This window comes from Bradyrhizobium sp. 149 (assembly GCF_023073915.1).
In the GTDB taxonomy this organism is placed as follows: Bacteria; Pseudomonadota; Alphaproteobacteria; order Rhizobiales; family Xanthobacteraceae; genus Bradyrhizobium.
Map to the genome: position 1 here is coordinate 12575 of NZ_JADPKK010000020.1, position 11963 is coordinate 24537.

Annotated in this window: 11 protein-coding genes; 4 read left to right on the forward strand and 7 right to left on the reverse strand. The window is 62.9% G+C overall.

The features are described from left to right. The first annotated feature begins 55 nt into the window (after nucleotides 1-55). The gene (gene iaaH, locus IVA88_RS15070; RefSeq protein ID WP_247498032.1) at nucleotides 56-1480 is read left to right on the forward strand and encodes an indoleacetamide hydrolase; all 1425 of its coding nucleotides are present in this window, start codon (nucleotides 56-58) and stop codon (nucleotides 1478-1480) included. Here iaaH and IVA88_RS15075 read toward each other — a convergent pair. Then, nucleotides 1475-2386 (reverse strand): LysR family transcriptional regulator, encoded by a 912-nt coding sequence (locus IVA88_RS15075; protein ID WP_247498033.1) that lies wholly within the window; start codon nucleotides 2384-2386, stop codon nucleotides 1475-1477. The two genes, iaaH and IVA88_RS15075, sit on opposite strands and share 6 nt — an antisense overlap. A 266-nt stretch (nucleotides 2387-2652) precedes the next feature. On the opposite strand from IVA88_RS15075, the gene IVA88_RS15080 reads away from it, so the two are divergent. The 3 genes from IVA88_RS15080 (at nucleotide 2653) to IVA88_RS15090 (ending at nucleotide 6057) form a co-directional block, all read left to right on the forward strand. Next, nucleotides 2653-3834 (forward strand): HlyD family secretion protein, encoded by a 1182-nt coding sequence (locus IVA88_RS15080; protein WP_247498034.1) that lies wholly within the window; start codon nucleotides 2653-2655, stop codon nucleotides 3832-3834. 115 nt (nucleotides 3835-3949) lie between these two features. Continuing rightward, on the forward strand, nucleotides 3950-5566 hold the full coding sequence (locus tag IVA88_RS15085) for an MDR family MFS transporter (RefSeq protein WP_247498035.1): 1617 nt from the start codon (nucleotides 3950-3952) through the stop codon (nucleotides 5564-5566). A 29-nt stretch (nucleotides 5567-5595) separates the two neighbouring features. Continuing rightward, nucleotides 5596-6057 (forward strand): carboxymuconolactone decarboxylase family protein, encoded by a 462-nt coding sequence (locus IVA88_RS15090; RefSeq protein WP_247498036.1) that lies wholly within the window; start codon nucleotides 5596-5598, stop codon nucleotides 6055-6057. 127 nt (nucleotides 6058-6184) lie between these two features. Here IVA88_RS15090 and IVA88_RS15095 read toward each other — a convergent pair whose 3' ends face one another. The 6 genes from IVA88_RS15095 to IVA88_RS15120 form a co-directional block, all read right to left on the reverse strand. Next, the gene (locus IVA88_RS15095) at nucleotides 6185-7045 is read right to left on the reverse strand and encodes a D-amino-acid transaminase (protein ID WP_247498037.1); all 861 of its coding nucleotides are present in this window, start codon (nucleotides 7043-7045) and stop codon (nucleotides 6185-6187) included. Nucleotides 7046-7215: 170 nt separating this feature from the next. Next, nucleotides 7216-7947: an amino acid ABC transporter ATP-binding protein gene (locus IVA88_RS15100; protein WP_247498038.1), complete on the reverse strand. Its 732-nt coding sequence runs from the start codon at nucleotides 7945-7947 to the stop codon at nucleotides 7216-7218. 8 nt (nucleotides 7948-7955) lie between these two features. Continuing rightward, nucleotides 7956-8648, reverse strand: a complete 693-nt coding sequence (locus IVA88_RS15105) for an ABC transporter permease subunit (RefSeq protein ID WP_247498039.1) — start codon at nucleotides 8646-8648, stop codon at nucleotides 7956-7958. A 4-nt stretch (nucleotides 8649-8652) separates the two neighbouring features. Further along, nucleotides 8653-9384, reverse strand: coding sequence for an amino acid ABC transporter permease (locus IVA88_RS15110; protein WP_247498040.1), 732 nt, complete (start codon nucleotides 9382-9384; stop codon nucleotides 8653-8655). A 119-nt stretch (nucleotides 9385-9503) separates the two neighbouring features. Then, the gene (locus tag IVA88_RS15115) at nucleotides 9504-10415 is read right to left on the reverse strand and encodes an amino acid ABC transporter substrate-binding protein (protein ID WP_247498041.1); all 912 of its coding nucleotides are present in this window, start codon (nucleotides 10413-10415) and stop codon (nucleotides 9504-9506) included. 103 nt (nucleotides 10416-10518) lie between these two features. Next, nucleotides 10519-11925 (reverse strand): M20 family metallopeptidase, encoded by a 1407-nt coding sequence (locus IVA88_RS15120; RefSeq protein WP_247498042.1) that lies wholly within the window; start codon nucleotides 11923-11925, stop codon nucleotides 10519-10521. Nucleotides 11926-11963 lie beyond the last annotated feature (38 nt).

Sequence of the window (11963 nt, forward strand, 5' to 3'; positions counted from 1 at the left end):
AGCCTCTGGAGCCGAGGGGCGCCCTGATGGCGCTCCCGCAATCGGGTGACGCATCATGGATTTCGATCAGTTAACCCTGACCCAGGCCGCAGCCGACCTCCGCGCCGGAAAGACCACGAGCACCGCGCTCACGACCGAAGCTCTTGCCCGCGCCAAGGCCAACGCCGATCTGAATGCTTTCGTCACCCTGGACGAGGCCGGCGCCCTGGAGGCTGCGGCCGCATTCGACGCGAACGACAACAAAGACAGGCTGCTCGGCGGCGTTCCTATCGTGATCAAGGATAATATCGAGGTTGCCGGGCTTCCCTGTAGCGCAGGAACGCCAGCGCTGAAGCATTACGTTCCGAAGGCCGACGCGTCGGTGGTCGCAAGATTGCGCGCGGCGGGCGCGGTCATTATCGGCAAGACCAGCATGCACGAGCTCGCCTTCGGCATCTCCGGCTACAACACCGCGTTCAAGACCGGCGCGGAGTTCGGCGTGCGCAACGCCTACGACGGCGCCCTGATCGCCGGCGGCTCCTCCTCCGGAACGGGCGCCGCGATCGGTGCGCGGATCGTCGCGGGCGGGCTCGGCACCGACACTGGCGGATCGGTCAGGGTCCCGGCAGCGCTGAATGGGTGTGCCTCATTGCGCCCGACCATCGGACGCTATCCGCAAGCTGGCATCGCGCCGATCTCGCACACCCGCGACACCGCCGGCCCGATGGCCGCGACCATGGCGGATGTCGAACTGCTTGACCGCGTCATCGCAGGTGGCGACGAGGTTCAGCCAGTTGATCTGAAGCAGATACGAATCGGCATCGTGAGATCGATGCTGATCAATCTCGATACCGACACCGACGCGGCCTTCCAGGCGGCGATCGCGAAACTGAAGGCGCAGGGCGTCGCGGTGGTGGAGATCGAGATGCCTGGGCTCGCCGAGCTCAACGGCCAGGTCGGCTTTCCCGTCGCGCTGTACGAAGCCTATGACGACATGGTGGCCTATCTCGCGCACACCGGCACCGGCATCACCATGGACGCACTGGCGCGGGAGATCGCAAGCCCCGATGTCAAGGGCACCTATGACGGCCTCGTGATCCCGCGCAAATTGCCCGGTCCCGACAATACCCTGGTCGATGCCGGGCCGATCTATGACGCTGCCATCAAGTCAGCGCGTCCCGCCCTGCAGGCACTCTACGGCAGGACCTTTGCGGACAACCGGCTCGACGCCATTGCCTTCCCGACCACGCCGCGCGTGGCGATTGCTTCCAATCCCGACGCCAGCAGCCTCGAAAATTTCGGCCTGTTCATCCAGAACACCGATCCCGGCAGCAATGCCGGAATTCCCGGAATCCAGATCCCGATTGCGCTCGGCGCGGTCAGCAAACTGCCGATCGGACTGGAGCTGGATGGTCCCGCCGGCAGCGATCGCCGCCTGCTTGGCGTCGGGATGGCGGTTGAAAAAGTGTTCGGGCGGTTGCCGGCGCCGCCCCGTTCATGAATAGGGATTGATCAGCTTCTGCTGCTCGGCGCTGTGATGCACGAGCATGTCGATAAAGGTCCTGACCTTCGCCGACAGATGATGCCGGTGCGGATACACCGCGTTCATCGACATCTCGACGGGACGATATTCCGGCAAGAGGCGAACGAGGTGCCCGGCCTCGAGATCGTCCCGAATAAGAAACCCGGCCATCAGGCAAACGGCAGCGCCTTCCAGCGCCACTTTTCGCAAGGCCTCACCGCTGTTGGTGATGAAGCTGCCCGAGATCCGCACCGATGCCGGCGCGCCCTTGCGGTCGAAGAAGCGCCAATCGTCGCCGAACGGATAATTCAAGTGACGGGCGCAATTGTGCGCGGTGAGCTGATCAAGCTTCTGCACGCGACCATGCCTTTCGAGATAGTCGTGCGAGCAGCATAGCACGTGGCGCCAGGTGGCGAGGCTGCGGACGATCAGGCTCGAATCCGGCGGCGCGGTCATGCGCAGGGCAACGTCATAGCCTTCTTCGATGAGGTCGACCTCCGCTTCGCCCATGCGCAGATCGATCTTGAGCTCTGGATAGGTCGACAGGAGTTTCGCCACCACGGGCGCGACGAACGGCACCATATGCGTGGCGACGTGGATCCGTAGCGTGCCGCGGGGTACCGACTGCAATTCACTCGCGATATCGTCGGCCTGTTCGATATCGGCGAGGATCTGGATGCAGCGGTCGTAATAGGCCTTGCCGATCTCGGTGAGGTTGACCTTGCGCGTGGTGCGTTGAAGCAGCCTCACCCCGAGCCGGTCTTCCAGCGCCTGAACGTGATTGCTCACCATGGTGGTCGACATGTTGAGCTTGCGGGCTGCTGCAGAAAAGCCGCCGGTCTCGGCCACCCGGCTGAAGACTTCGAGGCTGGTCAATCGGTCCATGCCGACTGATTATCCGTCCCTGATCGATAATCGCAAGGAATTCCCTCGGATTATCCATCAGATCATCTCACGCATGCATTAGGCGCAATCTCTCGACAGACGTGGCAATCGCTCTGGGGCAGGTGCACCTCTGGTTCGATAGACCACCCGGGCTTGGCCGAGATTCCCGGACTATCCGCTCTCAACGGATAATCCTTCCGGCATTTCGCCGATTATCGATCGAATGAGGAAGGCCGATAGTCTCGGCCAGCCGATAGGAGACTGCCATGTCCCAACTGCCCCGCACCGAAAATTTCCGCGAAGCAACTGAAATATCTCACGATTTTCCTACGGCGCCGGCGCGTGGCCCGGCCCGGAATATGGTCCGGCGCGCGGCGTTGGTGCTCGCGCTCCTCGCGGGCACGGCGACGATTGTCTATTGGGGACACGACTACTGGGTCAACGGCCGCTACCTCGAGACAACCGACGACGCCTATGTGAAGGCCGACTCCACGATCATCGCGCCAAAGGTCTCGGGCTACATCGCCAAAGTGCTGGTCAGCGACAACGAAAAGGTCAAAGCCGGGCAGCTGCTGGCGAAGATCGACGACCGCGATTTCAAGGCGGCGCTCGATCAGGCCCGTGCCGATGTCGCTGGGGCGGAAGCGTCGGTGCGCAACCTCGACGCTCAGCTCGAACTCCAGCAGCCGATCATCGAGCAGAGCAAGGCCGATGTCAGCGCTGCGGACGCGAATCTGAAATTCGCGCAGGAGGAGCGCGCCCGCTACGACGATTTGATGAAGTCGGGCTCCGGCACGATTCAACGCGCGCAACAGACTGACGCTGCATTGCGCGCCAGCAACGCGCAGCTGCAACATGCCAGGTCGGGCCTCGTGGCCGCGCAACGCAAGATCGACGTTCTCACCACCCAGCGGGCGCAGGCCACAGCCCAGCTCGAACACGCGCGCGCGGTCGCGGAGCAGGCGACGCTGAATCTCTCCTACACCGAGATTACCGCGCCGGTCGACGGCACGGTCGGCGCCCGCTCACTGCGCGTGGGACAGTTCGTCCAGGCCGGCACGCAATTGATGGCGGTGGTGCCGCTCGATGCGGTCTATGTGGTGGCGAATTTCAAGGAGACGCAGCTGACCCATGTCCGCGCCGGTCAACCGGTCGAGCTGCACATCGACAGTTTCCGCAACCAGACCCTGCGCGGCCATGTCGACAGCCTGTCGCCGGCGAGCGGTCTTGAATTCGCACTGCTGCCGCCCGACAACGCCACCGGCAATTTCACCAAGATCGTGCAGCGCGTGCCGGTGAAGATCGTGCTCGACGACCACAGCCTGACCGGACTGCTGCGCCCCGGCATGTCCGCGGCGCCGACCGTCGACACCAAACAGGCCGTCATGGCCGAGCGCGAGGCTGCCAAGCGCCTCGCCGACAATGCGACGCGGCGCAACGGCGGCTAAAGGCCAGCTTCGGCAGCATTATTAAGTCCTGCCGGACGATCCTTCCCGCGCTTCCTCGATTATCGAAACCATCCGCCTGATGCATGCTGTCTCCATATCCGAGACGAGGCCTTTCATGAGCACGCTCCAACCGGCCCTGAACGCCGCTTCCGTAACCAGCGTTCCTGCTCCCGCCGCATCCGACACGCCGGCGGTTTCCACCAAGACCTGGATTGCCGTGATCGGCGCAACGCTCGGCGCCTTCATGGCGGTGCTGAACATCCAGATCGTCAATGCCTCGCTCGCCGACATCCAGGGCGCGATCGGCGCCGGCATCGACGACGGCGGCTGGATCTCAACGTCCTATCTGATCGCGGAAATCGTGGTGATCCCGCTCTCGGGCTGGCTGGCGCAGGTGTTCTCGATCCGCATCTATCTCCTCACCAACGCGGTCCTGTTCCTGGTCCTGTCGGCCGCCTGTGCGTTGGCGCAGGACCTGCCACGGATGATCGTGCTGCGGGCGGTGCAGGGTTTTACCGGCGGCGTGCTTATTCCGATGGCGTTCACGCTCATCATCACATTGCTGCCGCGGGGAAAGCAGCCAGTCGGCCTTGCGCTGTTCGCGCTGTCTGCGACGTTCGCACCCGCGATCGGCCCAACCATCGGCGGCTATCTCACCGAGAACTTTGGCTGGCAGTACATCTTCTACGTCAACGTTGTCCCGGGCGGGATCATGGTAGGCATGCTCTGGTACGCGCTCGATGCAAAGCCGATGAAGCTTGCGTTGCTGCGCGACGGCGACTGGGCTGGCATCATGACCATGGCGATCGGACTGTCGGCGCTGCAGACCGTGCTGGAGGAAGGCAACAAGGACGACTGGTTCGGGTCGCCATTCATTGTCAAGCTGTCCGTCATCGCGGCCGTTGCGCTGGCCACCTTCCTGATCATCGAGCTCACGGTGAAGAAGCCGCTCCTGAACCTGCGTCTGCTGGTTCGCCGCAATTTCGGCTTCGGCATGCTCGCGAACTTCCTGCTGGGAATCGCGCTCTACGGCTCGGTGTTCATCCTGCCGCAATATCTGGCCCGGATCCAGGGCTACAATGCCGAACAGATCGGCATGGTGCTGGCCTGGACCGGCCTGCCGCAGCTGCTGCTGATCCCGCTGGTGCCACGCCTGATGCAGAAGTTCGATGCGCGGCTCGTCATCGGCGTCGGCTTCGTCCTGTTCGCGGCCTCCAACTTCATGAACATTTACATGACCGGCAACTATGCCGCCGATCAATTGCTCTGGCCCAATGTGGTTCGTGCGATCGGCCAGGCACTGGTGATGGCGCCGCTGTCGGCGGTGGCGACGTCGGGCATCGAACCGGAGAACGCAGGCTCGGCCTCCGGCCTGTTCAACATGATGCGCAATCTCGGCGGCGCCGTCGGCATCGCGCTGTTGCAGACCCTGCTGACCAAGCGCGAGCAGTACCACTCCAACGTGCTGATGCAGTCAGTCTCGCTGTTCGAGCAGGCGACGCGGACGCGGCTGGAACAGCTCACCCAATACTTCGTCAATCACGGCATCCTCGACCGTGCGGACGCATCGCATCGCGCCTACGTTGCGATCGGCCATATCGTGCAGAAGCAGGCCTATATCCTCGCCTTCAGCGACACTTTCTATCTGCTCGGCGTGGCACTGATCGTCGCGCTGATCGCTACCCTCTTCCTGAAGAAGGCCGGCCATGCCTCGGCCGGCGGCGCCCACTAACTCCAACCCAGCAAGAAAGGAGAACGACCATGAAACCCCGCATGAATTTCTACCAGGCCGCACCCGACACGATGAAGGCGCTGATGTCGCTGGAAGAGCAGATCCAGTCGACGGGACTGGAGAAATCGCTGATCGAGCTCGTCAAGATCCGCGCGTCGCAGATCAACGGCTGTGCCTTCTGCATCAACATGCACACCGAGGACGCCCGCAAGCGCGGCGAGACCGAGCAGCGCATCTATCTGCTCAACGCCTGGCGCGAATCCCCGCTCTACACCGACCGCGAGCGCGCCGCGCTGGCCTGGACCGAATCAGTGACGCTGATCGCCGAGACGTACGCGCCTGATGACGTCTACGAGCAGGTCCGCGCGCAATTCTCCGATACGGAGACGGTGAACCTGACCATGCTGATCGGCGCCATCAATGCCTGGAACAGGATCGCGATCGCGTTCCGTGCGGTTCACCCGGTGAAGGTGAAGGCGTCGGTGGCGTGAGGCATTCTCAACTGTCGTGCCCCGCGAAGGCGGGGCATCCAGTACGCCGCGGCGTCTCGGTTCGATCACTGGAGTCGCGGCGTACTGGATCGCTCGCCTTCGCGGGCGATGACACCGAGTGTGTGGCTTAAATCGCCGTCGCCTTGGCGAACTCCACGTAGATCTCGCGCAGCCGCGTCGCCATCGGGCCGGGCTTGCCATCGCCGACCTTCTTGCCGTCGATCGCAACCACCGGCTGGACGAACAGCGACGCCGAGGTGGCAAAGGCTTCCTTGGCGGCGAGCGCCTCGGCGACTGTGAACGAACGCTCCTCGACGCGGAGCTGGCGCTCTTCCGCCAGCGCCACCACCGCCTTGCGCGTGCAGCCCGGCAGGATCGCGTTGGAGTTCTTCCGAGTTACAATCACGTCGTCCTGGGTCAGGATGAACGCCGAGGACGAACCGCCCTCGGTGACGTAGCCGTCCTCCAGCATCCAGGCTTCGCCCGCACCGGCCTCGGCCGCGGCCTGTTTGGCCAGCACTTGCGCGAGCAGTGCAACGCTCTTGATGTCGCGCCGCTCCCAGCGGATGTCAGGCACGGTGATCACGTTGATGCCGGTCTTGGCCGACGACGCGCCAATGATGTCCTTCTCCGACGTGAACATCACCAGGCTCGACTTGACGTCGCCCTTGGGGAAGGCGAAGTCGCGGCCCTTGTCGGCGCCACGCGTGACCTGGAGATAGACGAGGCCGTTCTCGACCTTGTTGCGCGCGATCAGCTCCTTCTGGATCTCGGTGATGCGCTCGACCGTCTCGGGCAGCTTCAGCTTGATCTCGCCGACAGAGCGCTCCAGCCGCGTCAGATGCGAGGCATTATCGATCAGCTTGCCGTCGAGCACGGCCGAGACCTCATAGATGCCGTCGGCGAACAGGAAACCGCGATCGAGGACCGAGATTTTGGCGTCCGAGAGCGGGACGAATGAGCCGTTGACAAAGGCGATCGAGTCCAAGGCAGGTCTCCTGGCGGGACGAGGGAATTGGCGCGGTTATACGGGATTTGGCGACGCCCTGAAACCCTCAACCGTCATTCCGGGGCGGCGCGAAGCGGCGAGCTATGATGCGCAATCGCGCATCATAGAACCCATTTAAGCTCATGTACTGCCGTCCAATGGACCCAGAATTAATGCGACAGGATCTTCGACAAGAACTTCTGCGCGCGGTCGCTGCGGGGCTTGCCGAAGAAATCGTCCTTCGGGGCGTCCTCGACGATCTCGCCGCGATCCATGAAGATCACGCGGTTGGCGACCTTGCGGGCAAAGCCCATCTCGTGGGTGACGACCATCATGGTCATGCCCTCATGGGCGAGGTCCACCATCACGTCGAGCACTTCGCTCACCATTTCCGGGTCGAGCGCCGAGGTCGGTTCGTCGAACAGCATGACAATGGGGTCCATCGCCAGCGCGCGAGCGATCGCCACGCGTTGCTGCTGGCCGCCGGACAGCTGCGCGGGAAACTTCTGCGCCTGTTCCTTCAGGCCAACGCGCTCCAGCAGCTGCATGCCTTTCGCGACCGCCTTGTCGCGCGATCGGTCGAGCACCTTCTGCTGCGCGAGGCAGAGGTTGTCGATGATCTTCAGATGCGGAAACAGCTCGAAGTGCTGAAACACCATGCCGACGCGCGAGCGCAGCTTCGGCAGATTGGTCTTGGGATCGTTGACCTTGGTCCCATCGACGCTGATGTCGCCTTTCTGGAACGGCTCCAGCGCGTTGACGCACTTGATCAGCGTCGACTTGCCTGATCCTGACGGACCGCAAACCACGACCACCTCGCCCTTGGTGACGCTGGTGGTGCAGTCGGTCAGCACCTGGAAGGTCGGGCTGTACCATTTGTCGACGTGGCTGATCTCGATCATGACAGACTCTATCGAATGATGGCGATGCGCGCCTGGAGGCGGCGAACGCCGAAGGACGCGACACAGGAGATTGTGAAATAGACGATTGCTGCGAAGAGATACATTTCGACCAGACGGCCGTCGCGCTGCGCGACCTTGCTCGCCGCACCGAGGAAATCGGTGATCGACAGCACGTAGACCAGCGAGGTGTCCTGGAACAGCACGATGGTCTGCGTGATCAGGACCGGCAGCATGTTACGGAAGGCCTGCGGCAGCACGACATAGCGCATGGTCTGGGCGTAGGTCAGGCCGAGCGCGTTGGCCGCGGCCGGCTGGCCGCGCGAGATCGACTGGATGCCGGCACGCATGATCTCGGAAAAATACGCTGCCTCGAACATGATGAAGGTGATGAGCGAGGACGCGAACGCGCCGACGCTGATCGGGCGCGACGCGCCGGTCACCCACTGCCCGATATAGGGCACCAGGAAGTAGAACCAGAAGATCACCAGCACCAGCGGCAGCGAGCGCATGAAGTCGACGTAAACGCCGGCGATGCGACCCAGGATCTTGAAGCCCGAGAGCCGCATCAGCGCGATCGCCGTGCCGAAGATCAGGCCGCCGAGTGCGGAAAGCGCCGTCAACGTCACCGTGAACGTCATGCCCTCGTAGAACAGATAGGGCAGCGCGCGGCGGATGACATCGAAATCGAGGTTGGAGAACATGGTGCTATTTCCCCGTGATGTAGCCGGGGATCGCGACGTAGCGCTCGAGGAAGCGCATTGCGGTCACGACGACGGCGTTGACGAGGAGATAGAGAAGGGTCGCTGCGGTGAAGGCCTCGAACACCTGGAACGAAAATTCCTGCATCGAGCGCGCCTGTCCAGTCAGCTCAAGCAAGCCGATGGTGATGGCCACAGCCGTGTTCTTGATGGTGTTGAGAAACTCGGACGTCAGCGGCGGCAGGATGATGCGGAACGCCATCGGCAGCAAGATGTAGCGATAAGCCTGCAAGGTCGTCAGGCCGAGCGCGGTCGCCGCCATCTTCTGCCCGCGCGGGAGCGATCCGATGCCGGCCTGCAACTGCACGGCAACGCGCGCCGACATGAAGAACCCGATGCCGATCGCGGCCGTCCAGAACGGCGCGTTCGGCAGTTGTTTCAGCCACAATCCCGCGGACCTTGGCAATATTTCCGGCAGCACGAAAAACCACAGGAACAGCTGCACCAGCAGCGGCATGTTGCGGAAGAATTCGACATAGGCAAAGCCGAACCAGTTCGCGCGCTTCGACGGAAGCGTGCGCATCACGCCGACCATCGAGCCGGTGATCAGCGCGATGATCCAGGCGAGCGCGCCCGTCTTGAGGGTCAGCACCAGGCCCGACAACAGCATGTCGAGATAGGTGCCGGTCCCCATCGGGTTGGGTTCGAAGAAAATTCCCCAGTTCCAGTGGTAGTTCACGAGTCCCCCACGCGAACGCGCCAATTACAGATGCTGCAAACGCCTATGCAAATGTCCGGCCACTCTCATTCCAAGAATGGCCGGACATGGTCCCGATCCGGAGGGATCGAGCTTCTATCTTACTTGTAGTCGTCCGGGTTTGGCGAGTCGGTCGGCTTGGCAAACTCGTTCTTCAGTTCGGCCGAGATCGGAGTGTTGAGGTTCAGACCCTTCGGCGGAATCTTCTGGGTGAACCACTTGGCGTAGATCTTTTCGCCTTCGCCGGAGGTGTAGAGCGCGGCGGTCGCCGCATCGACCACCTTCTTGAACGCCGCGTCGTCCTTGCGCAGCATGATCCCGTAGGGCTCGGGCTTGGAGAACGCGTCCTTGGAGATGACGTAGTCGTCGGGCGACTTCGAGCCGGCAACGAGGCTCGCCAGAAGGATGTCGTCCATCACGAAGGCCACGGCGCGGTCGGTCTCGACCATGAGGAAGGCTTCGGCGTGGTCCTTGGCCGGGATGATGTTGGCGCCGAGGCTTTTTGCAACGTTGGCTTCGGTGAGCTGCTTGATGTTGGTGGTGCCGGAGGTCGAGACCACCGATTTTCCCTTGAGGTCGTCAATCGCCTTCAGGCCGCTCGACTTCTTGAAAACGTAGCGGCTGGCGGTCAAATAATGGGTGTTGGTGAAGGCAACCTGTTTCTGGCGCTCGGCATTGTTGGTGGTCGAGCCGCATTCGAGGTCGATGGTGCCGTTCGCCATCAGCGGGATCCGGGTCGCCGAGGTTACCGGATTGAGCTTGACCTCGAGCTTGTCGAGCTTGAGCTCCTTCTTCACGGCGTCGACGACCTTGTAGCAGATGTCCATCGCGTAGCCGATGGGCTTCTGGTTGTCGTCGAGATAGGAGAACGGGATCGAGGAGTCGCGGAAGCCCAGCGTGATGGCGCCAGTGTCCTTGATGTTCTTCAGCGTACCGGTCAGCTCCTGGGCCCCAGCCTGGCTGACAGCGAAGGTCGCGGCGAGCGCGAGGCCGATGCTACGGAAATGTTTCACTTTTAGTCCCCTTTCAGGATGATGCCGGCGGGATGCAAGCACAAAACAAGCCGGAATAGAATGTGACTTTCGACTGGATCGCGGCTCAGGTTAACGGCTCAGGTTAAGCAGGCTTGGTAGCCGGCTCGTCTAGTGGTCCTGGCAATTCCCCGAGATCCCAGAACAGCCCGGCCATCACCGTCAAGGCCTCTTCGGTCAATGGCAGCAGGATGTGCTCATTGGGCGCATGCTGGGAGCAGCCGGGATAGGAGTGCGGCACCCAGATCGTCGGCAGGCCCAGGATCTCGGAGAACACGTCGTTGGGCAACGAGCCGCCGAAATTGGGCAGCACCGCCGGCACCTTGCCGGTGGTCTGGCGCACCGAATCCGCCGCCCATTTGATCCAGGGGCTGTCGAAATCCGTGCGCGAGGCGGCAAAGCTCTGCGCCGCCCGCACCTCGACCATCGGAAAGCCCTTCTGCGCCAGATGCGCGCGGATCGCCTCGATCAGGCCATCGATCTTGGTGCCGACCACGAAACGCAGTTGCAGCACAGCATTGGCGTGGCCAGGAATGGCGTTGGCCGGCTTCTCGATATTGCCCGACGACATCGCCAGCACTTCGAGCGTGTTCCAGGCATAGAGCCGCTCGGCCGCCGAAAGACCCTCCTCGCCCCAGTTCTCCGCGAGCGCCGGCTCGTCCTCGGTCGGCGCCACCTGCACGTCGGCAAGATAACTGCGGATCTGGTTGGTGAGCCGGGGCGGCTTCAGCGCATCCAGCTGAAGGCGGCCGTGGCCGTCGACCAGCGTCGAGATCGCGTTGACCAGAACTGTTGCGGGGTTGGCGAGCACGCCGCCCCAATTGCCGGAGTGATGGCCGCCGTCGCGCAAGTTCACATCGAGATGAATGCGGATGCCGCCGCGGCAGCCGAGGAACAGCGTCGGCCGGTCGGCGGACAGGCGTGGCCCGTCCGAGGCCATGAACAGATCGGCCTTGAGCGCGTCGCGATTGAGATCGCAGACCTTGCCGAGATCAGGCGAGCCGATCTCCTCGCCCATCTCGACGATGAATTTGGCGTTGAAGCCGAGCTTGCCGCCGCGGGCCTCGCGCACCGCGCGCAGAGCCGCCATGTTGATGCTGTGCTGGCCCTTGTTGTCGGCGGTGCCGCGGCCGTAGAGGCGCGCGCCCGCAACGGTGGTGCGCCAGGGATCGCGGCCCTCGCGCCACTCACCCTCCATGCCGTCGACGACGTCGCCATGGCCGTAGATCAGCACCGTCGGCGCCGTCTCGCTCTCGTGGTGTTCGGCGAGCAGGAACGGCGCCTTGCCGCTGGGAGATTCGACCATGCGGCTTTCGAAATCCAGCGCGACGAAAGCGGGCACCATCTCCTGTTCCAGATAGGCGCGCAGCTCGACGCTCCGGTTCGGGTTCTGGCTCTCGGTCCGGTAGGCGACGCGGCGGTTGAGTTCGGCGAGGAAAGCGCCGGATTTGAAATCGTCACGGGCGCGGTCGATGGCATCGGCTCTGGTCATTATTTTCTTTTTGACGTTGCGAGACGAAGGAGCATACC